Annotated in this window: 23 protein-coding genes; 22 read left to right on the top strand and 1 reads right to left on the bottom strand. The window is 48.0% G+C overall.

Going from position 1 to position 19,942, the window contains the following annotated elements; translation table 11 throughout:
* The first annotated feature begins 385 nt into the window (after nt 1-385).
* The 12 genes from SPSPH_RS22480 (at nt 386) to SPSPH_RS22425 (ending at nt 10,457) form a co-directional block, all read left to right on the top strand.
* A complete protein-coding gene (locus tag SPSPH_RS22480; RefSeq protein WP_075756398.1) occupies nt 386-919 on the top strand; it encodes a hypothetical protein in 534 nt (177 codons plus the stop codon).
* An 85-nt stretch (nt 920-1,004) separates the two neighbouring features.
* On the top strand, nt 1,005-2,711 hold the full coding sequence (locus SPSPH_RS22475; RefSeq protein ID WP_158027089.1) for a terminase gpA endonuclease subunit: 1,707 nt from the start codon (nt 1,005-1,007) through the stop codon (nt 2,709-2,711).
* Between the two features lie 8 nt (nt 2,712-2,719).
* Entirely contained in the window at nt 2,720-2,926 is a 207-nt protein-coding gene (locus SPSPH_RS22470; protein WP_075756558.1) for a hypothetical protein, read from the top strand.
* Nucleotides 2,927-2,936: 10 nt separating this feature from the next.
* Entirely contained in the window at nt 2,937-4,445 is a 1,509-nt protein-coding gene (locus SPSPH_RS22465) for a phage portal protein (RefSeq protein WP_075756397.1), read from the top strand.
* Nucleotides 4,396-6,432 carry a prohead protease/major capsid protein fusion protein gene (locus tag SPSPH_RS22460; protein WP_075756396.1) on the top strand — a complete coding sequence of 679 codons (2,037 nt, stop codon included), beginning with the start codon at nt 4,396-4,398 and terminating at the stop codon, nt 6,430-6,432. The genes SPSPH_RS22465 and SPSPH_RS22460 overlap by 50 nt, the downstream gene beginning before the upstream one ends.
* Nucleotides 6,433-6,470: 38 nt before the next feature.
* The gene (locus SPSPH_RS22455; RefSeq protein ID WP_075756395.1) at nt 6,471-6,815 is read left to right on the top strand and encodes a DUF2190 family protein; all 345 of its coding nucleotides are present in this window, start codon (nt 6,471-6,473) and stop codon (nt 6,813-6,815) included.
* 1 nt (nt 6,816) lies between these two features.
* A complete protein-coding gene (locus tag SPSPH_RS22450; RefSeq protein WP_075756394.1) occupies nt 6,817-7,140 on the top strand; it encodes a hypothetical protein in 324 nt (107 codons plus the stop codon).
* A complete protein-coding gene (locus SPSPH_RS22445) occupies nt 7,137-7,700 on the top strand; it encodes a phage tail protein (protein WP_075756393.1) in 564 nt (187 codons plus the stop codon). Before SPSPH_RS22450 ends, SPSPH_RS22445 begins: the two co-directional genes overlap by 4 nt.
* On the top strand, nt 7,697-8,188 hold the full coding sequence (locus SPSPH_RS22440) for a hypothetical protein (protein WP_075756392.1): 492 nt from the start codon (nt 7,697-7,699) through the stop codon (nt 8,186-8,188). The genes SPSPH_RS22445 and SPSPH_RS22440 overlap by 4 nt, the downstream gene beginning before the upstream one ends.
* Nucleotides 8,181-8,468 carry a hypothetical protein gene (locus SPSPH_RS22435; RefSeq protein WP_075756391.1) on the top strand — a complete coding sequence of 96 codons (288 nt, stop codon included), beginning with the start codon at nt 8,181-8,183 and terminating at the stop codon, nt 8,466-8,468. Before SPSPH_RS22440 ends, SPSPH_RS22435 begins: the two co-directional genes overlap by 8 nt.
* The gene (locus SPSPH_RS22430) at nt 8,458-9,918 is read left to right on the top strand and encodes a phage tail sheath family protein (RefSeq protein WP_075756390.1); all 1,461 of its coding nucleotides are present in this window, start codon (nt 8,458-8,460) and stop codon (nt 9,916-9,918) included. The genes SPSPH_RS22435 and SPSPH_RS22430 overlap by 11 nt, the downstream gene beginning before the upstream one ends.
* A gap of 20 nt (nt 9,919-9,938) precedes the next feature.
* Nucleotides 9,939-10,457 carry a phage major tail tube protein gene (locus tag SPSPH_RS22425; RefSeq protein WP_075756389.1) on the top strand — a complete coding sequence of 173 codons (519 nt, stop codon included), beginning with the start codon at nt 9,939-9,941 and terminating at the stop codon, nt 10,455-10,457.
* 43 nt (nt 10,458-10,500) lie between these two features.
* Here the strand turns inward: SPSPH_RS22425 and SPSPH_RS22420 are convergent, their stop codons facing one another.
* On the bottom strand, nt 10,501-10,716 hold the full coding sequence (locus SPSPH_RS22420) for a hypothetical protein (RefSeq protein WP_075756388.1): 216 nt from the start codon (nt 10,714-10,716) through the stop codon (nt 10,501-10,503).
* 60 nt (nt 10,717-10,776) lie between these two features.
* Between SPSPH_RS22420 and SPSPH_RS22415 the strand changes: the two genes are divergently transcribed.
* The 10 genes from SPSPH_RS22415 to SPSPH_RS22370 all read left to right on the top strand — a co-directional run bounded on the left by SPSPH_RS22415 (nt 10,777) and on the right by SPSPH_RS22370 (nt 19,937).
* A complete protein-coding gene (locus tag SPSPH_RS22415; RefSeq protein WP_083945582.1) occupies nt 10,777-11,106 on the top strand; it encodes a phage tail assembly protein in 330 nt (109 codons plus the stop codon).
* Between the two features lie 154 nt (nt 11,107-11,260).
* Complete coding sequence (locus tag SPSPH_RS22410; protein ID WP_075756387.1) at nt 11,261-13,552, top strand: phage tail tape measure protein; 2,292 nt, start codon at nt 11,261-11,263, stop codon at nt 13,550-13,552.
* On the top strand, nt 13,545-13,745 hold the full coding sequence (locus SPSPH_RS22405) for a tail protein X (RefSeq protein ID WP_075756386.1): 201 nt from the start codon (nt 13,545-13,547) through the stop codon (nt 13,743-13,745). The genes SPSPH_RS22410 and SPSPH_RS22405 overlap by 8 nt, the downstream gene beginning before the upstream one ends.
* Nucleotides 13,746-13,749: 4 nt before the next feature.
* Complete coding sequence (locus SPSPH_RS22400) at nt 13,750-14,763, top strand: phage late control D family protein (protein WP_075756385.1); 1,014 nt, start codon at nt 13,750-13,752, stop codon at nt 14,761-14,763.
* Nucleotides 14,763-15,242, top strand: coding sequence for a phage baseplate assembly protein V (locus SPSPH_RS22395; RefSeq protein WP_075756384.1), 480 nt, complete (start codon nt 14,763-14,765; stop codon nt 15,240-15,242). Before SPSPH_RS22400 ends, SPSPH_RS22395 begins: the two co-directional genes overlap by 1 nt.
* 12 nt (nt 15,243-15,254) lie before the next feature.
* Nucleotides 15,255-15,569, top strand: coding sequence for a GPW/gp25 family protein (locus SPSPH_RS22390; RefSeq protein WP_075756383.1), 315 nt, complete (start codon nt 15,255-15,257; stop codon nt 15,567-15,569).
* Nucleotides 15,570-15,574: 5 nt separating this feature from the next.
* Nucleotides 15,575-16,408 (top strand): phage tail protein, encoded by an 834-nt coding sequence (locus SPSPH_RS22385; RefSeq protein WP_075756382.1) that lies wholly within the window; start codon nt 15,575-15,577, stop codon nt 16,406-16,408.
* 2 nt (nt 16,409-16,410) lie between these two features.
* Complete coding sequence (locus tag SPSPH_RS22380; RefSeq protein ID WP_233139045.1) at nt 16,411-17,526, top strand: baseplate assembly protein; 1,116 nt, start codon at nt 16,411-16,413, stop codon at nt 17,524-17,526.
* A complete protein-coding gene (locus SPSPH_RS22375; RefSeq protein WP_075756381.1) occupies nt 17,519-18,166 on the top strand; it encodes a phage tail protein I in 648 nt (215 codons plus the stop codon). Before SPSPH_RS22380 ends, SPSPH_RS22375 begins: the two co-directional genes overlap by 8 nt.
* Nucleotides 18,159-19,937, top strand: a complete 1,779-nt coding sequence (locus tag SPSPH_RS22370; RefSeq protein WP_075756380.1) for a phage tail protein — start codon at nt 18,159-18,161, stop codon at nt 19,935-19,937. Before SPSPH_RS22375 ends, SPSPH_RS22370 begins: the two co-directional genes overlap by 8 nt.
* The last annotated feature ends 5 nt before the right edge of the window (nt 19,938-19,942 follow it).

Genomic DNA, 19,942 nt, shown 5'->3' with positions numbered 1-19,942 from the left:
GTAAGCGGCCGCGTGGTGATAACTATCGTGAGTTGATGCGAACGAATGCGGGGATATGTCAGCGTGATAAAGGCAGGATGAAACGAAAGAGAGGCTGATAACGTGACTGACTATATTGTGTTAAATAAAACTCGAAACGTTGGCAAGTCAGAACAAGTGACAAGGTTTATTTGTGTAACTCCTCCATCATTAGCATCAGACAGACTGCAACGGCTATGGGAGAGTGGTCTGGATGGCCCCGGCCATTCGAGAACGGCTGATGATAAATGGGTCCTTCCGGAGGGGTAGACGGCTTGAGGGTCTTGCGAGCCCCGACTTTTGTCTCTGTGAAAACTGAAAAATCCACTTCCGATTTTCCGAATTAAGTGAGGTAATCGAAAATATTATGGCAACTATAAAATCTAGTATTACTGTGCCTTCATGGATAAAATTTGAAGGTGATTTTTTTTACCTAAATTCGGAAATGACAGCCAAGTTTTTTAACGTTACACCACGGACCTTGATTGATTGGAAAAAGCGTGGAGCTCCCAATGAGGCCCGTGGCTGGTGGAATATTCAAAAGCTGAATGAATGGCTAGGTGGCCTTGGTGCTGGCAGTAATGCGCCTTTGAGCAATGAAGCTCGCAAGCTTAAATCTGATGCCGATTATCGCGAAATGAAAGCTGAAAAAGAAAAACTACAGCTTGGAGTACTGAAGGGCGAATATATCCCTAAAGAGGAGGTGGACAGGCAATGGATGGTTATTGGAAATCAATTAAAAACAAACTTGCTTTTATGGTCAAGGACAATTGCCCCAGAACTTGCACACTTGGATATGCGCTCTGTAGAGAAAGTGATGACTGATGCCGTCCATGACCTCCTTGAACAACTCTCCAGCACCAGCCAGTATCGAAAAGCCAAAAAGACGAAGAAAAGATAATGTAATTGAGTTTCCGTTAGCATTAAGGCAAGCATTAAAACCGCCGGAGCGAATGACTGTTTCGCAGTGGGCGGACAAGAATCGTGTGCTGGATTTGATCAGCTCCAAGCCTGGTCCATGGCGCACCGATTTCACTCCTTACACGCGGGGGCCGATGGATGCCTTTACCGACAAAGAAATTGAACGCATTATTTTAGTTTGGGGATCGCAATCAGCTAAAACCGAGTGCATCAATAACATGATTGGCTATTTGATCGATCAGGACCCCGGGCCAACGGCGTTAGTATATCCGGAAGAAAGTACCGGCAAGTTTTCAAGCAATAGGCGTTTACAGCCCATGATTACATCAACAATATCTATTGCTGATAAGTTTAATGTTCGCAGTAAAGAGCTTGAACTGGACTTTACCGACATGTTCATAGCTATACTAAGCGCTAATTCTCCAAGTCAAACTGCATCCCGACCGGTTCGCTATTTGTTTCGAGATGAAATTGACAAATACGAAAAATGGTCTGGTGATGAAGCAAGTCCTATGAAACTAACGGAGGAACGGACCAAGGCTTTTCCCCATAATAAAAAAATTGTTGATGCATCAACCCCTGTAACAAAAAATAAAAATATTTGGCCTGCCTATATGGCGGCTGATGTCCGGTATAAATACCATGTGCCCTGCCCTCATTGCAAAGCTATGCAGCCGTTTGTTTTTCGACCGGCAAAGAAAGGGGACCGCGGCGGAGTTAAATGGCCGGAGGAAATAAAGGATAATCCTAAGTTAGTAGAAGATGTAGCTTGGTATGAATGCGCTCATTGTGGTGGTAAAATTAGCGATAGCCATAAGCAAACCATGCTTAGGCTTGGCGAGTGGGTATCTGAAAACAAACCGATTGGGCGAATTCGAACCGTTGCTTATCATCTCAATTCGATTTATAGCCCGTTTGTATCGTTTGGCCGTATCGCTAGAGAGTTTCTAGAGTCCAAGGATACACCGTCCAATCTCATGAATTTTGTGAATTCATGGCTAGCAGAGCCGTGGGAAAACAAAGCAAGCAGGTTAAAATCAGATATAGTGCTAGAAAAGCAATTGGATTATGAACAAGGCCGTGTCTTTGACAAAGCACAGTTGCTTACTTTAGGCGTTGATGTGCAGTTAAATCATTTTTGGTGGGGAGTTAGAGCGTGGGGGCCGAAGTTGACATCGTGGCTGGTGGATTATGGCCGCGTAGAAACGTGGGCAGAAATTGAAAATATTATCTATAGGCCTTACCCAACAACATTGGGTGAGGCCTATTATATTAACCTAGCTTGCATTGACTCTGGTTACAATACCGATGAAGTATACCAGTTCTGCGCGGAGCACCAGGGTATATGCCTGCCCACTAAAGGCTCATCAAAACCGCTAAAAGCACGATATACTGTTACCAAGCTGGATAAGTTTTTCGGGTTATTACTGTATAATTTTGATCCCAATCAATTCAAAGATTTTATAGCTGGCAGACTAACTGTCCCTGCTGGTGCTCCAGGCTCATGGAATGTATATCAAGGCTGTGACCGGCGCTATGCCGATATGATTTGTTCTGAGCAAAAGATTGAGCAAAAAGATAAAAAAGGCCGAGTAACATATGAATGGCAGCCGATCAGCAGTCATGCGCAAAACCATATGCTGGACGTTGAGGTTAACTGTGCTCTGGCAGCTGAAATAGCCGGAGTGAGGTATTTGGTTGAGCCTGAGATAGTGATTCCGGTACCGCCTATTGAGAGGGAAGCAAGGAAGAGCAATTGGCTGAGGAGGTGATGAAAAATATGGAAACGCTTCAAGAACAGCTTGCCCGGGTACAGGCGAAGATTGCTGCAATTGAAACCGGTGCCCAAGAATATGGAATAGGAAGTAAAAATGTTGTTCACGCAAATCTAAAAACCTTATACGAGCGCGAAGCAGCTTTAAAACAGCAAATTTCTTACGAATCTTTGGGAACAACCCGGGCATACGCTCGATGGCCGACGCGGTAGGAGGTAGTTTATGAATTTCATTGATAAAGTCATTTCCATGATTTCGCCACGCTGGGCCTATGAAAGGGAAGCCTACCGGCAAGCCGGTGAAACACTTCGAAATTATGACGCCGCTCGTATGGACAGACTAGGATCAGGATGGGCCGCAGCCGGCGGGACAGCAGAACAGATTGATCGGCCATATCGTGAGCGTTTACTACGGCGGGCAAGGGATTTAGAACGCAATAATGACATCGCAAAAAGTGTTATTTTGTCATTTGAACGTAATGTCGTTGGACGGGGTTTTAATTTCCAGGCGCGGGTAAAAAAGAAAAACGGCGAAGATGACGAAAAAATTAACAAAGCTATTGAAAAAGCCTGGAAAAAGTGGTGCCGTCATGAAAACTGCGATGTTACCGGTCAGTCATCCTTCAACGAAATAATGAGAATGCTTATTCGCCGGCGTATTGTAGACGGTGAAATTTTTATTATTAAGACCTTTGATGCTACAGCCAAAATACCTTTTAAAATTCAGTTAATAGAGCCGGATCAGCTAGATACATCTCGCCAGTATGGAGAAAACGGAAATCTTGTAAAATCTGGTGTGGAAGTCAACAAGGTGAATAAACCGGTAGCATATTGGCTTTATGAAACCCTGCCAGACGGCTATTTTGCAGTTAATTCAATTCGGGTGTCTGCTGACCGAGTAATTCATCTCTTTAGTAAAACCAGACCGACTCAGGTTCGTGGTATTTCTGAATTAGCAAGTTCCATGGATTCAATTCGTGATTCCGGAGAATACCTCGAAGCTGAGCGAGTGAAAGCAAGAATTGCCGCTTGTTTTTCTATGTTTATTAAAGCTGCACCTGGTAATTCGAACCCATACGCAAGAATCCAAAAAATGCCGGTCGATGGACAAAAAAGCCCTAAACGGGTAGATACTATTGAACCAGGTATGATTGAATACTTGCAGCCAGGCGAAGACATTGAGGTTGCTAATCCCGGGAATATCCCAACAAACACAAAGGATTTTGTAGAGCAACAGCAGCGCTTGGTTGGTGCTGGTCAAGGCCTCAGTTATGAAATGGTTAGTAGGGATGTGTCTAAGGTAACCTACTCTTCGGCTCGACAAGGATTGTTGGAAGATCGAAAAACATTCGAACCAATACAGGATTATCTTATTGAGCATGCCTGTATTGAAATTTTCAATGAATTCATTATGAGCGCCGTTTTAACTGGCGAGGTCAACATTAAGGATTTTTGGCAGGAAAAAGAACGGTATTTGGAGCATGTATGGATTCCGCCAGGTTGGACATGGATTGATCCGCTGAAAGATGTAAAGGCCAGCGGCGAGGAGGTTGATGCAAACTTTGCTACTTTGGAAGAAAAATGCGCTGAACAGGGCAAGGATTGGAAGGAGGTTGTTGATCAAAGAGCCAGGGAGAAAAAGTACATACAAGATAAAGGATTAGGGAGTGATGATATTGCCGATGAAGGCGGAGGAAACAAAAAAACGCCGGCAACAGGAGCAGGGGACTAAACAATATCGCTATTTAGAGCTCGCTGATATGAGAGCTGTTGATGGCGAAGATGGTGTGTATGAATTTAGTTTTTCCAGTGAAACTCCAGTCCCGCGTTGGTGGGGGACTGAAATTCTAGGTCATGACCCAGGCGAACCAAAATTAGAGCGACTAAAAACAGTTGGCTCTTTTTTATTTGCCCATGGACGAGATCCAAATCACGGATTAGTACCTCTAGGCCCAATTGTTGATGCCTGGCAAGATGAACAGGCAAGAACATGTCGCATCAAAGTGCGATTTGATAGTGATACTAAAGCGCAAGAAATCAAAGGGAAGGTCGATAGCGAATCCTTGCGTGGGGTTTCTATGGGCTATGTTACTAATGCTTATACAGTTGTTGAACCAGGAAAAGTAGTTCGTGGTTTTGCTGGCCCCTGTGAAATTGTAATTGACTGGGAACCATTTGAAGTTAGTCTAGAACCAACGGCAGCTGATCCCAATGTAGGAATTGGCAGGTCGTTGGAACAAGAGGAAACAGATATTGCTGGGATTATAGCAGATGTTTTAAAGAACGATGAAAGTGTTCGGTCATTGCTTAAACCAGAAGCAGTAACGGTAAAGTTTGAACCAGTATTGACACAACCGCAAATTCAAAATAATCAAGAAGAACAAAGGAGTGAACAACCTATGCCTGAAACCAATACTCAAAGTAAAACAACTAATCAAACCCCTGAAGAAATTAGAGCACAGGAAACGCAGAGAGCACTGGAAATTACTGAACTTTGCAGGAATTTTCCCCAATTAGAATTAGACACTACGGAATTCATACGTTCTGGTGTTACCGTTGCTGATGTTAATAAAGAAATTGTCCAGCGATTAGCTAAACAACGAACACCAATTGAAACCCCTGCAATTGAATTCGGCCAGGAGGATGTGGATAAATTTCGCGCAGCTGCTTCCGATGCAATGTCTTTCAGAGCTGGTCTAAAAGTTGAGAAACCGGCGGCCGGGTTTGAAAGCCTGCGGGGAATGACGATGATTGACCTGGCGCGTGAAATATATCAACGTACGCATGGCAAAGCATTTCGTGGGTATGATCGCAGGGAACTGGTCAGAGCCGTTATTTCCACATCGGACTTCCCCAGTGTCCTGGCCAACGTTGCAAATAAATCTCTTATGACGGCATATCAAACTGCACCAACAACTTACCAACGTTGGACCAAGCGAGGGAATCTGAATGATTATAAGCCAGCACTCAGGGTGCAGGTGAGCGAGGCACCGTTACTGCGTAAAGTCACCAAAGGAAATGAGTATAAATATGTGGCTATGTCTGATACCGGCGAGTATATCCAGTTGGAAAAATACGGCGAACTATTCAGCTTAACCCGTGAAGACATCATTAACGATGATCTGCAAGCGTTGACGGATATCCCGACTAAGTTTGGTGCCGCTGCTCGGCTAACCATCAATTATTCGGTTTATTCCATTTTAACCGGCAACCCCAAAATGGCAGACGGCAATGCATTATTCAGCACTCCTCATGCCAATATTGAAGCCACAGTCAAAGCAGCGCCAAGCAAGGAAACTTTTAAGGCAGGGTTCACAGCCATGGCAAAACAAAAAGGGCTGCAGAAGAAGGATGCCGTTCCGCTTAACATTACGCCGGCGTTTTGGATTGGCCCTGTAGCCTTACAGTTTGATGCGATGCAGCTTGTAAAATCTGCCGTGGATGTAGGGGCTAACAATGCAGCAACTAATGTATTTCAAAACCTGTTAGAGGTAGTAGCCGATGCACAGTTGGATGCCGTAGATCCGGACGCCTATTATTTTGCAACGGCTCCTGGTTTCATTGATACGATAGAGGTTGCATTCTTGAACGGGGAAGATACTCCATACATTGAAACGCAGCCTGGCTTTGAAGTAGACGGAATTACCTATAAGGTTCGTTCCGAGTTCGGCGTAAAAGCGTTGGACTTCCGTGGTCTATACAAAAACCCTGGTAAATAAATGTTAGAGTTAAAACATTATAAAATGGAGGAATAAGAATGGCAAGACAAGGTGTATATCAACAAAACGGTGATATTATTGATTACTATAATGCCGGAACGGAAACCATTACTGCCGGTCAGGTTGTGTCACTTACTACAAGAATTGGCTTTGCAGTGGCCGATATTGCACCAGGGAGTGTTGGTGGCGTAGCAGTTAAAGGTGTCTTTGCAGATGTACCGGCTGTTACAACAGTGGCTTTTGGTGCAGGTGACGTTCTTTATTGGGATGGAACAGCAAGTAAATTGACTAAAACTGCCACTGATAATATACCAATAGGTGGCTGGTGTTTGTCTGCTAAACTGCAGGCCGCGACAACTGCTACTGTCAAATTGGTAGGATAATATGAGTCTCAAAGATATGATGGCCGCCGATTTGGTGGCCGTTTTTCTTAATCCTGATGAATTCGCCGAGATGCACGAGATTGACGGCCAGCAAATCCTCTGTGTTGTGGATGATGATATCTCCAAACAGCGCAGTAACCGGCAAAGCGATAGCTATGATGGAATCTACCAGCGGGAATTAACCCTGTTTGTCAGTGAGTCGGATTTGGGATACCGACCGGAACGTGATCAGAAAATGACGGTAGACGGGGAATGGTACAAGGTGCTTAATTGTGCTGCCAGTGCGGGGATGCTGGAAATTGATCTGGGGGCGAATCGCTCATGATTGATATTACGGCTGAGCAGATTAACATGGCAAAGCTGATGCTGGGGCATATCCCAGGAGCTATACCGAAAGTGCTTGCCAATGCTATAAACCGGGCAGCCGAAGGGGCGCGGACTGATGCGGTGACCAAGGCAAAAGAAGACTATACCATCACTGCCGGTCGTGTGCGCGAAACTATCAGTATTAGCAAGGCTAGTACATCCAATCTAAGCGCGGCAGTAACCTCCCGGGGACGGCCGCGGGCGCTGTCGTACTATAAAATTCGCCCGGGCAAAGTAACTAAGCGCCGGCCGGCTGATGGTGTATATGCTCAGGTAAAACGATCAGGCGGTGGTACCATTGCAAAATCATTTGTGGCAAAAATGTCCAGCGGCCATGTCGGTGTATTTAATCGTACTAGCGCTGGCCGCTTCCCTATTGTCCAGCGACACGGCCCATCCGTTGCCCAGATGCTAGAAAGTAAATCAGTTAGCCAATATGTCGAAGCCGGCGCAAACCGGCGGCTAAGCGACCGACTAAATCACGAAATTAACCGTATGTTAGCGAGGTATGGCAAATGAGTACACCGCTTATCTTAGTCGACGAATTATGTAAGTTAATTACCGACGCCACTGCCGAATTAGTCCTGGAGGCCAAAACTGGACCGCCGCGTCCGCCGTCCGTAGTTGCTGGTTTTTTGGATGATGACGAACCGCGACCAGGGAAACCGCCGGACGATGAATTTGCAAGAGCAGTACCATTTGTTCTGGTCCGCTTCCGCTCAGGAGAAGATACCCAGGATGTCGGTACGGCCACTGTTCGACTGATTGCAACGACCTACTCAAAACATGGCCAGGGCTGGCGGGACCCACTGAATGTATTGGAACGGATCCGGCAGGCTATCATCACGCGCCGGCCGCTGGCTAGACATTTCGATTTGCAATTACCCATTAAGTGGGAGCAACCGGACGAACAGCCTTGGCCGTATTGGATTGCCTGGATGACTACTACATGGGCCATCGGTCGGCCGATTCTAACGGAAATGGAGGAAGATGCATATTATGGCTAATAAGAAAGAACAAGCGCCCGTGAAAACGGAGCGCTTTATTTATTGCGGCCCCAGCCTGCCTGGCGGACTGCTGCAGCGGCATACCATCTATAAAGGCGGGATTCCGGAGCATCTGAAAGATGTGGTTGAAAAGTGTCCAGGGATAAAATCGCTATTTGTGCCACCGGCCAAGCTGCAAGCCGTCACCACAGCTATTCAATCATCAGGTTCACTGGAAAACCTGCGGTATAAGGAAATCCAGAAATTCATCCAGGAAGGAGGCTTGAAACGTGACGTATAAACATGGCGTATTTCCTTCAGAAGTACCAACATCTATTATTCCACCGGTGAAAACATCAGCGGGGCTACCAGTTGTATTCGGTACAGCGCCGCTTCACCTTGCCAGTGAACCAGCAGGGGCGAATAATCCGGTACTTTGTTATTCCTACGCCGAGGCAGTCAAGGCTTTCGGGTATTCAAATGACTGGGATAAATACACTCTCTGCGAGTTTATTTACAGTCATTTTTCCCTATTTAATGTGGCTCCGGTGGTATTGATTAACGTACTTGACCCGGCGGTGCATAAAGAAGCTGTAACCAATAAATCCGTAAACATTGCTGACGGTACGGCCATTATCTCTGGCGAGCCAGTCCTTTTGGGTACACTGGTAGTTAAACTGGTCGAAGCCGGACAACCGTTAGTAAAAGGCACAGACTATGTTGCTGGTTACAATGACGAGCTCAATGTTGTTATTACCCCCGTCGAGGGTGGCGAAATTACGGCCGAGAAAACGTCTTTAGTTTTGAGTTACACCAAACTGAAGCCGGATATGGTCGATAGTGACGACATTGTTGGCGGTATCGACATCACCACTGGTGAGCCAGAGGGTTTAGAACTGGTTGCCCGGGTGTATCCGATGTTTCAACTTGTCCCTGGACAAGTTTTAGCCCCCGGCTGGTCTACGGATCCGCTGGTAGCTGCAGTACTGCATGCCAAGTCTGGCAGCATTAACGGCGTATTTCAGGCGACGGCGATTGCCGATATACCCACAACCGGTGAAGATGCGGCTACGCAATATACTCAGGTGCCAGCTTGGAAAACCAATAACAATTATATTGACCCACAGCTCATAGTCTGTTGGCCGAAAGTTGCTTTAAGCGGCAAACAGTTTCATCTCAGTACGCAACTGGCCGGGATTTGTTGCCAGACGGATGCGGCCAATGACGATATTCCATATAAGTCGCCGTCTAATAAATCCCTGCAAGCTAACATGGCGCTGACAGCAGACGGTAAAAAAGTGTATCTTGACTTGATTCAGGCTAACTACCTAAACGGCCAGGGAATTGTTACCGCACTAAACTTTATTGGTGGCTGGAAACTTTGGGGGAACCGTACCGGCGCATACCCGAGTAACACTGACATTAAAGACGCCTTTATTCCGGTACGGCGCATGTTTAACTGGATTGCAAACACCTTAGTACTGACCCATTGGCAAAAAGTTGATGATCCGACCAATCGCCGATTGGTGGATACGCTCGTGGATAGCGCCAATATCTGGTTTAACGGCCTTGCGGCCACGGAGAAAATTCTTGGCGGGCGGGTTGAGTTTTTAGAATCAGAAAACCCCGTAACAGACTTGCTGAACGGGGTTTTTCGCTTGCACTATTATGTTGCACCACCTCCTCCGGCCGAGGATATCGAGGAAGTAATCGAATATGATGTGTCCTATTTCAGCACACTGTTTGATTAACTAAGAAAGGAGGCTTATGTATGAATCGAATCCCTGAAAAACTAATCAATTTCCGGGCATATGAAAATGGAACAAACTTTGTCGGCCTCGTTGATGCAGAATTGCCGAAATTAGAAGCAATGACGGAAACTGTCAAAGGCGCCGGCATTGCTGGCGAATACGACAGCCCGGTTATCGGTCATTATAGCAGCATGGAACTTTCATTGTCATGGCGCACACCGACACCGAAATCACTTTCTCTTGCAGCTCCGAAAGTTCACCAGCTCGATTTGCGGGGTGCAATTCAGGTGCATGACGCAGCCAACGGCACCTACCGGGCAGTGCCGCTGCGAGTGACGGTCAACGGCATACCGAAAAGCACGGAGCCCGGCAAGCTAGAAGTCGGTTCCCCAACAGACAGTTCTAATACGCTGGAAGTAACCTATTATAAGGTTTGGTATGACGGCAAAGAATACATCGAAATCGACAAGCTGAATTTTATCTGCAAGATTGATGGGGTGGATTATCTCGCCGCCGTTCGCCTGGCGCTTGGTGGATAATAAAAGGCCGTACCTTAACCGGGTACGGCCTGAATAATTTCGTTTATGCGTTTTTCGGTGGCGTGATCCGGTCCTGGAAGTAGGCACAAAACACTACCAGCACCAGTCCGCCCACCAGATAGTAACCAATTTCAGCCGGTAGGCCGATCATCGCTACGATCTGTCCGGCGGCGTAGCCAGGTATCAAAGCGGCCAGCAGGCCGAAAGGTATGGATATTGCTAAGACTATTATGCGCAAGAGCATATGTAGAATGTCCATGTCTTTCACCTCACTTCCAGTATATGTGAAATACAGGTAAATAGCAAGGAGGAATATGAAATGAAAAACCAGGAAGGTACTGCTAGTGAAAACCAAGACACTACCACGGGAAATATCACGATTCCGTTTAGAAAGCCGTTTGTATTTGAAGGCAATAAATATACCGAAATCAAGTTAGATTTGGACAAATTAACCGGCAAGGATGTAATTGACGCTGAAGCCGAAGCGCGGGCTATGGGAGTACGCGCCATAATGCTAGAGTCAGCGAAGGCTTACCAGGCCATCATTGCAGCTAAAGCGGCTGGTGTTTCAGTCGACTTGATACAAGCGCTACCGGCCAAAGAATTTAGCAGTGTTACTGGAGAAGTGCAAAGTTTTTTGCTCGAATAGGATTGGGCGCTAAACCGGCCAAGACAATCAGAGCAGTGGCACTGCGATTGTCCAGAGAAGCGCGGACTTCGGTTACATATTGGCTAAGCATGCCTTTCCCAGAACTTGAAGCCTGGATTGAAACCATTAATGATGCGCAAAGGAGGCAGAAGTAATGGCTGGTCGCATGCATGAAATTGCATTTAATATTATGGCTCGTATGGGCTCTAACTTCAACCGCAGCTTTTCTTCTGCCTCTGACCGCATGACACAGCTTAATACCCGGGTGTCATCGTTAAAAGGCCAGATGAGAGAGCTTGATGCCCAGCAAAAAAAGAACGTGCTGACAGCGGGAGAATACAGTAACGCCTATAGAAAACTGACGGCACAAACGGCAAAAGCGGAGCAAGCACAAAAGAGTTATGCCAAGGCTTTTGCTTTGCAGAACAAAGTAAGTCAGTCCCGTAGTGATGCCCGAGCGAATATGGCTGGGGCTGTTGAAACTGCTGTGGCAGTTGGCGGTCCAGTGTATTCAGCTATAAATTTCGAATCCGCCATGTCCGGCGTAGCCAAGCAGGTTGACGGTGCCCGGGATGACGCAGGGCAACTTACTGATGTTTACTACCAGGCGCAAAGCCAGGTTATGCAGGCCAGTAAAGACATGATGATTATGCCGGATGACATGGCTAAGGCGTTTGCCATGTCTGCTAAGTCTGGCGTGCAAGGGATGCAAAATATTGATAAGTTCGCGCGGATGGGCATTATGATGGGGACGGCTTTTGAGGCACCAGCGGAACAGGTTACTGAGGATTTTGCCAAAATAGGCAGCGCCATGGGTATTAGCTTGCAAACTACAGAAGGTATTGCCCAGCTGGAAGCATTGGCCGATACTGTCAATTATCTGGATGACCGGTCGAATGCGGCTGGTGCCGATATTATACAGGTATTGAAGCGAACAGCTGGCACAGCGACATCCCTGATACCTACAATGTCTCGGACCACGCTAGCCGGAATGGCTACTGCTATGCTGCAAATGGGTGAAACAGGTGAGACTGCTGGTACTGCGCTTAATGCATTATTTACAAAAGTTGCGGCAGCACCTACGCAATCGAAAAAATTCAAGGGTGCACTTGCTGAAGTTGGGTTGACAGCAGAGGAATTGCAATCTGGCGCACTCAAAGACGCCGAAGGCACTATTATGAATCTGTTTGAACGCATTGGCGGTCTTGATGCGGCGACCCGAAACAATGTTTTGGCTGAGTTGTTTGGAGCTGAGCATGTTGATAATCTCTCCAAAATTTCTGGTAACTATGAAGAATTTTTGCGAGTTATCAAGATGGGCAATTCCGATGAAGCCAAAGGCAGTATGTCCAAAGAATTTGCTATTCAACTGCAAAACACGGAAAGCCAACTAAGAGGTCTTAAAGCTTCAGCTGTCCGCACAGCTATTACTTTCGGCTCAGTACTATTGCCAGAAATAAATAAATTAGCTGGTGCAGTAAGCAATGGAACGGAATGGCTAGTTAAAATGAGCCAAGAATATCCGACTCTAAGCAGTTGGGTAGTTAAGCTGACAGCAGCGGTCCTGGGCGGCACGGTCGCTTTGAGCGCCATGACCTGGGCTGGTTGGGCGGTAATCTCTCCATTCGTAAGCATGTACGGATGGATGACCAAAATAGGTGCAGCGCAGAAAGCATGGACAGTAGCACAGTGGGCTTGGAATGTTGCAAGAGGAGCCGGCGCCGGCTTGCTATATGTAGGGCGCATGGCAACTTTTCTTAGTATTGCGGGTTCAGCGGCAGGAGTAACTAGGGTATGGACTGGTGCGCAGTGGGCATGGAACTTGGCTATGACGGCAAATCCTATTGGTATGTTAATCGTTGGCATTGGCGGATTAGTGGCAGCCGGATATTATCTTATTAAGAACTGGGACACTGTAAAAGGATGGTGGACAAGGTTCTGGGATGATCCGGCAGCAGCACTGCAGGCGTTTGTCGACGGGATTTATAACCGGTTTGGCCGGGCCTTTGACTGGCTCGGAGAAAAAGCAGCCTGGGTAAAAAACCTGTTTACCGGTGGTGGCAGTGTCGCGGCCGCCGATGTATCCATGCAAATACCAGCTTATGCTAATGGTACGATTGCCACAAGCCCACACATTGGATTGTTTGCAGAGAAAGGTCCGGAAGCGGTTATTCCGCTTGATGGTAGCTCACGGGCGCTGTCCCTCTGGGCGACAGCAGGACAGATGATGGGGCTTGGTGGTGGATCACTGTTTCAGGATTTTGTTGATAGTCCGGCGAGTAATGGTTCCGGTCCGACCTTCGTCTATTCTCCGAATGTAACCGTAGATGGCGGCGATCCTAATGTGGCTTCAAAGGTGCGCCAAGTTATTCGAAATGAAGCTGAGGATTTTAAAACCAAAATGGATGCCTGGGCGGCACAACAAAGGAGACTAGGCTATGCGTAAATATGTAACCGCTTTGGGCGATACATGGGACATTATTGCTTATAAGATGTACGGGGACGAGCGTAAAATGTCGGTGCTAATTGAAGCTAATCCGCAGCACCGAGAGACGGTGTTTTTCTCGGCCGACGTGGCCCTGCAAGTTCCCGATGTTGCTACTGCCACATCTACGGTATTGCCGCCATGGAAGAGGTGAGCTTATGCAGGCACGCAGGGCGAAACTAAAACTACTTTACAACAACAAAGACATATCGGCAGACTTGGCTGTTTATTTACTTAGTTGGTCTTACACTGACCATGCCAGCGGCAAGGCTGATGACTTACAGATAAGCCTGGAGGACCGTGCAGGGCTTTGGATGGGTGACTGGCTGCCGGATAAGGGCGCCACGTTGACCGCCAGCGTGGTTACCGAGCACTGGACAGAGCAGGAGAAAACGGAAGAATTGCCGCTGGGCGTATTTGAAATTGATGCCATTGACGGCAAAGCCTCACCCGCTACTGTGACCATAAAGGCGTTATCCGTGCCGGAATCGGCCAGCCTGCGCGGTGAGGAAAAAACGCGGAGCTGGGAAAAGGTAAAACTGTCAACCATTGCTCGGGACATTGCCACCAAAGCTGGACTAACCCTGTTTTACGACACGGACGACGATCCGGAAGAGGATCGAGTAGAGCAAACCGAACAGTCTGACCTGGCATTTTTACAGCAGCGCTGCGAAGATGCCGGTTTGTCTTTAAAGGTGTCTGACCAGCAGATTGTCATTTTTGATGAAGAAAAATATGAAGCCATGGAGCCGGTACTGACCATCAAGCGCGGACAGTCGCATATCCTGGATCATAGTTTTTCGACCACTACCCGGGACGTGTATTCAGCCTGTCGAGTAGAATATCACGACCCTAAAGGTAAGAAAAGCATATCCCATACCTACCGGGCGCCCAATAAGCCAGCTACCGGTAAAACTCTGGTGATAAACCAACGAGTAAAGAGTATTGCCAAGGCCGAAAAGCTGGCTCGGAAAAAACTTCGTAAGCAAAATAAAGGCGAAACTAAAATGTCGTTTTCGCTTCTAGGCGATATTCGGCTGTTGGCGGCCCGGACAGTGATGGTTGAAGGTTACGGCAAATTCGATGGCAAATATTTTATTGAAGAAGCAACCCACGCCGGCGCCGGTTACACCGTAAAAATTGACTTGCGCCGGGTACTGGAGGGATACTGATGGATCCTGTATTGAAAAATCTGGTTCGAGTTGGGCGGGTATCGTCACGGGGCAAAGCAACTGTCAAAGTGGTGTTTGGTGATCGACAGAACATGGTATCCTATGACCTGTCTGTACTTGTACAACAGAGTCAGGAAAATAAAGACTGGTGGATGCCAGATATCGGCGAACAGGTTGTCTGTCTGTTTTTACCGAGTGGCAATGCCCAAGGATTTGTCCTTGGGTCTTTTTATTCGGATGTAGATGAGCCGCCGGTAGATGATATGGAGAAACGCCATATCAGTTTTAAGGACGGCACCGTCCTGGAATATGACATTGGAACTCACACGCTCATGATAAGCGCGCAGGGGCCGGTTAACATCGTAGCGGCCGGCAACGTGAATGTGACCGGAGACGTAATTGCTGATGGCGTATCATTAAAAACGCATGTCCACGGCGGTGTAGAGCCCGGCGGCGGCACTACCGGGCAGCCGGCATAAGGAGGATAAAGGATGGAAATCGAAATTACGGCGGCTGCCAGTATAGCCGTTAACTTTGCGCCGGCAACTACTGCCGAAGAAATATTTCAGAACGTCCGGACCATCCTGGCAACGCCGGTGTATTCCGTTCCATTAGACCGGTCTTTTGGCGTCAATGCCAAACTGCTGGACTTGCCTATGCCGGTATCACGGGCGAAGCTGGCGGCGGAGATCGTGCAAGCCGTTCAGAAGTTTGAGCCCCGAGTAGAAGTTACACGGGTTAGCTTCAACGGTGAGCCCATCAACGGCAGGCTACAGCCGACGGTTCGCCTACGGTTAAAGGAGTGATCTGATTGGCAATAGGAACATTTGGGCCGGTCACGTTTGAAGTGTCTGTCGAGAAAACCCGGACATTTGATGAGTTTAGCCGTAAGACTGCAGCGAAATTTGAGGAACATGCCATTATTGGGCAAAAAGCAAAATTAGAATTTATCTCTCCCGGCCTGGATGAAATTTCTTTCCAGGTTATTTTTTCGGCCTTCCACGGCTTGAATCCGTTGAATGAAGTTAAGCAACTGCGAGAAATCGTGCAAAAAGGGGAATATCATCCGCTCGTTATTGGCAATGAAACGCTGAGTAATTTCGTTATTGAGAGTATTAGCGAAGCCTGGAAATATGTCGATAACCAGGGATTTGTTCTATATATTGCTGTAGACGTTAACCTGAAAGAATACTATCTCGAACCAGATCCAAACGCTGTGAAGGAAACAACGGACACAGCGGCTGTGCAGAAGGAGAAAGCCGAAAAGGTTGCCGCTGCTGTTCAAGAGCCGGCAAGGAAAACGGGACTGTCTGTTAGTCAAATTGCTGAAATGGCAACCATTGCAGTTAGTTGTGTGCGTGATCCGTCGCTGGCCATTACCGGAATGGAATCCATTCTGGCGGCGACTACAGATTTGCAGACCGGCAATGCCTCAGCGGCAGCGACAGCCAGTTATATCCGTATGGGGTTAGATGTGGCTAATTTGTCTGTAAGCGCTAAAAGCGACCCGATGGGCACGGCAATTAGTGTGCTGGATACGTTGGGAAGTACGTCGGCTGACAAACCGACTGCGGCGAAATCTATCTATGGTTCAAAGGCAGCCGGTACAGTGCTACAAGTGGTGCAGAAGCTAAGGGAGGGATAAGAGTGCTGGCAAATCTACCATCTATCAGTTTTACTGACACTGACGCCGCGCACATAGAAGCTTCAGTGATAACCATGTATGAAGCCATAGCCGGCCGGACACTCGCCCAGGGTGATCCGGTCCGGCTATTTTTGCAATCTGTTGCCGCTATTATAATTCAACAGCGGGTGTTAATAGATTACTCTGCTAAACAAAATCTACTGGCCTATGCCGTGGGCGACAACTTGGACCATCTCGGCGTCCTGGTCGGCGTTACCCGCCTAGCGGCATCGCCGGCGGAAACAACTATCCGGTTTAATTTGTCAGCTGCTCAGCCACAAGCAGTGACTATCCCGGCTGGCATCAGAGGTACGACGGCGAACGGCATAGTATTTCAGGTTTCAAGTCCGGTTACTATCCCGATCGGTGCTTTATATGGCGATACGGCGGCTGCCTGCCTGACTGCGGGAGACGCCGGCAATGGTTATGTCCCTGGACAGGTTAACCAATTGGTCGACCCGCTTCCATGGGTGCAGTCTATCGCGAATACCACGGAGAGCGAAGGCGGCGCCGATGAAGAAACTGACGACGCCTACCGCGAACGGATCCGCCTGGCGCCGGAATCCTTTAGCACTGCCGGACCGGATGGAGCATACCGTTTCTGGGCTATGTCGGCATCGCAAACCATTGTTGACGTGTCGGTGCGCAGTCCAGAACCAGGAAAAGTTGAATTACGGCCACTGCTAGCTGGTGGAGAAGTACCAGGAGCAGAAATATTGGATTTGGTTTATTCTGCGGTAACCAATAAGGCAGTTCGGCCGCTTACGGATCAGGTGGAAGCGCTGGCTCCAGAAGTAGTGGGGTTTGATATTAACATGGTCTACTATATTAACAAGGATGACACAACAATCAGTACCGATATCCAAGTGACGGTAAATCAGGCTGTTGCAGATTACGTGGCGTGGCAGAAATCCAGGCTGGGCCGGGATGAAAACCCGTCTGAATTGATTTGGCGGGCAAGAGCAGCAGGCGCTGGGCGAGTGGAAGTAACATCACCAGTTTTTACGGCTCTGGAAAAATATCAGGTCGCCATAGCTGATAATATCACTGTGACCTATGGAGGGCTTACCGATGGTTGATATGTCCGCGATTAGGTTAATTGACCTGGTACCTCCGAGCATTAAGGATGATCCCGAAGTGCAGGCGGCAGCCGCGGCCCTGGAGGGTGAATTACAGGCGGTTACGGCAGCCATTCCAACGGTGCTGCTAATATCTCGCATTGACGAACTGGCCGAGGACGTGATTGACCTGCTTGCCTGGCAATGGCATGTGGATTTTTACGAACCAGGAATTAGCTTAGCGCAGAAACGGACGTTAGTAAAAACGTCGATCGCGCAACATCGCCGAAAAGGGACGCCCTGGGCAGTAGAGCAAGTAGTTAAAGCCATCCTGAATGAGGGCATTGTCCAGGAATGGTTTGAATACGGCGGAGAGCCGTATTTTTTTAGGGTTATAAAAATTGACGGACAGATGCCGGATGCTGCCATATATGCCAGGCTGAAAAAAGCCATTGATACTGTGAAGAATACGCGGAGCTGGCTTGAAGGCGTGGCGCTGTACAGAGAAACGTCGGGCACGGTTTATGCTGGTGGTGCTGTTGGCAGCTGCCGCAGGGTTGAGATTATGCCAGCTACGTTCCGGGGAGCGAGTATCGCTGGCAGGGCGTATGCCGGCGGGGTAACATATCAGTTCAAAGGAGTTGAAATACAGCATGCCTAATTGGAGCGGAACAGTATTGACAGCCAAAGGCCTGGCGCTACAGGCCAAGGTGGAAGCCGGCACTGTCATGAATATCACAAAATTAAAAATTGGTGACGGTGTATTGGGTACTGGCCAGACAGTTGCAGCGCTCAGCGATTTAGTACATCCGATAAAAATTATTGATATATCGGCACTGACACCTCTGGCAAATGGTACCTGCAAAATCCATGGGATAGCGACCAACGCAGGAATCGAAGATGGGTTTTATGTTCGGGAGTTGGGTGTTTTTGCACAGGACCCGGATGTGGGAGAAATATTGTACGCCTATACGGCAGATGGCAGTCCGGATTTTTTGCCACCAGAAGGCGGGCCGGTGGCGGTGTCGGAGGAACTTGTAATAAACCTGGCGTTTTCGAATACCGCGAATATAACAGCTAGCATTGCTATGGACGGGCTGGTAACGGTGGCGGTCATGCAGAATGCCGTAAACGTCCACGATAACGACCCTGACGCCCACGAGCCTGCAATTACCAAGCATAATACCAGCACATCAGCACACGCCGACTTATTGCATCTACGAAAGAACAGCACAAGCTATGTTGTCGGTGATGTAAAATATTCGCCTACCCTCCCCAGTTACGCCTACCTAGAGTGCATCCAAGACGGTACAACAGCAGCGACAGAGCCTGTATGGCCTGCCGTGGGAGAGGAAGTAACAGACGGCACAGTCAGGTGGCGGGTAAGGGACATTAAGAGTGGCAGCGGCGAATCCATTGGCAGTATCAAAGCCTGTCTGTCCAACACTCCGCCACCAGGCTGGCTTGCCCTGGACACCGGCGCAATGATCAGCCGCGCCACATACCCGCAATTATGGGCATGGGTACAGGAAAACGCGCCGCTAATTACCGAGGCTGAATGGCAGGCACAGGCGGCGGTGCAGTCGTCTGTAGGCGCGTATAGTAGCGGGGATGGAAGTACCACTTTTAGACTTCCACGATTACTAGACTACGGACGCGGCGGCTTGGCGGCAGAAGCAGGTACATGGCAAGAACCTACACAAGTACCGGATTGGGTAGGAAATCTCTCTAACCCTACGCGGCTCGCAATTGGTGAGTTACCTAATAACGACGGAAAAATAGCGCAGACCCTAACACAATATCAGGTACCGACGACGCAGGCTTCTAGCGCGTTTACTGGGTATTTCAGTAGTGTTCGACCGAGAACCATAAAAATGCTGTATTGTGTTAAAGCCTTTGATGCGGAAACAAATCAGGGTTTAATTGATATAACAGCGCTTGCTAACGAGGTAGCGGGTAAGCAAACAACTCTTGGTTATGTTAAAGCCTGCGATCAAAAAGCAAGTGGGACAAGCGGCGGTACATTTACATCTGGAGCCTGGAGAACACGGGAATTGAATCAGTTAAAAACTTACGGGAACATAAGCGGGGTGTCGTTGTCAGGTAACCAGTTAACTATCCCTGCAGGCACATACGCCGTAAAAGCTTCAGCGCCTGGGAATAATGTTGATGGGCATAAAATACGATTACGGAACATTACAGCGGCGACGACTTTATCTGTAGGGAGTACGGAACAAGCAGCCGCCCCAGACACAGGGGACTGGGTTCAGACTAATTCAATATTGGGCGACGTGTTTACAGTAGCTGTTACTACGGTTTTAGAACTACAGCATTATAGTCAATCGACATTCGCCACGTATGGTTTTGGCAGCGCAATGTCTAGCGGCGAGGTTGAAACCTACGCTATGCTAGAATTACTAAAAATAGGGTAAGGGGT

Origin of the sequence: Sporomusa sphaeroides DSM 2875 (genome assembly GCF_001941975.2) — a bacterium.
GTDB lineage: Bacteria > Bacillota > Negativicutes > Sporomusales > Sporomusaceae > Sporomusa > Sporomusa sphaeroides.
The sequence above is the reverse complement of the archived record's forward strand: the minus strand, read 5'-3'. Positions and strand labels throughout refer to the sequence as shown.

Bases quoted from the DNA above. Each gene is read 5' to 3' on its own strand.
- SPSPH_RS22400 (WP_075756385.1), top strand. From the start codon at position 13,750: ATGCAGGCACGCAGGGCGAAACTAAAACTACTTTACAACAACAAAGAC.
- SPSPH_RS22480 (WP_075756398.1), top strand. From the start codon at position 386: ATGGCAACTATAAAATCTAGTATTACTGTGCCTTCATGGATAAAATTT.
- SPSPH_RS22415 (WP_083945582.1), top strand. From the start codon at position 10,777: ATGAAAAACCAGGAAGGTACTGCTAGTGAAAACCAAGACACTACCACG.
- SPSPH_RS22470 (WP_075756558.1), top strand. From the start codon at position 2,720: ATGGAAACGCTTCAAGAACAGCTTGCCCGGGTACAGGCGAAGATTGCT.
- SPSPH_RS22375 (WP_075756381.1), top strand. From the start codon at position 17,519: ATGGTTGATATGTCCGCGATTAGGTTAATTGACCTGGTACCTCCGAGC.
- SPSPH_RS22405 (WP_075756386.1), top strand. From the start codon at position 13,545: ATGCGTAAATATGTAACCGCTTTGGGCGATACATGGGACATTATTGCT.
- SPSPH_RS22445 (WP_075756393.1), top strand. From the start codon at position 7,137: ATGATTGATATTACGGCTGAGCAGATTAACATGGCAAAGCTGATGCTG.
- SPSPH_RS22450 (WP_075756394.1), top strand. From the start codon at position 6,817: ATGAGTCTCAAAGATATGATGGCCGCCGATTTGGTGGCCGTTTTTCTT.
- SPSPH_RS22435 (WP_075756391.1), top strand. From the start codon at position 8,181: ATGGCTAATAAGAAAGAACAAGCGCCCGTGAAAACGGAGCGCTTTATT.
- SPSPH_RS22455 (WP_075756395.1), top strand. From the start codon at position 6,471: ATGGCAAGACAAGGTGTATATCAACAAAACGGTGATATTATTGATTAC.
- SPSPH_RS22395 (WP_075756384.1), top strand. From the start codon at position 14,763: ATGGATCCTGTATTGAAAAATCTGGTTCGAGTTGGGCGGGTATCGTCA.
- SPSPH_RS22370 (WP_075756380.1), top strand. From the start codon at position 18,159: ATGCCTAATTGGAGCGGAACAGTATTGACAGCCAAAGGCCTGGCGCTA.
- SPSPH_RS22420 (WP_075756388.1), bottom strand. From the start codon at position 10,716: ATGGACATTCTACATATGCTCTTGCGCATAATAGTCTTAGCAATATCC.
- SPSPH_RS22410 (WP_075756387.1), top strand. From the start codon at position 11,261: ATGGCTGGTCGCATGCATGAAATTGCATTTAATATTATGGCTCGTATG.
- SPSPH_RS22390 (WP_075756383.1), top strand. From the start codon at position 15,255: ATGGAAATCGAAATTACGGCGGCTGCCAGTATAGCCGTTAACTTTGCG.
- SPSPH_RS22425 (WP_075756389.1), top strand. From the start codon at position 9,939: ATGAATCGAATCCCTGAAAAACTAATCAATTTCCGGGCATATGAAAAT.
- SPSPH_RS22465 (WP_075756397.1), top strand. From the start codon at position 2,937: ATGAATTTCATTGATAAAGTCATTTCCATGATTTCGCCACGCTGGGCC.
- SPSPH_RS22440 (WP_075756392.1), top strand. From the start codon at position 7,697: ATGAGTACACCGCTTATCTTAGTCGACGAATTATGTAAGTTAATTACC.
- SPSPH_RS22460 (WP_075756396.1), top strand. From the start codon at position 4,396: ATGAAGGCGGAGGAAACAAAAAAACGCCGGCAACAGGAGCAGGGGACT.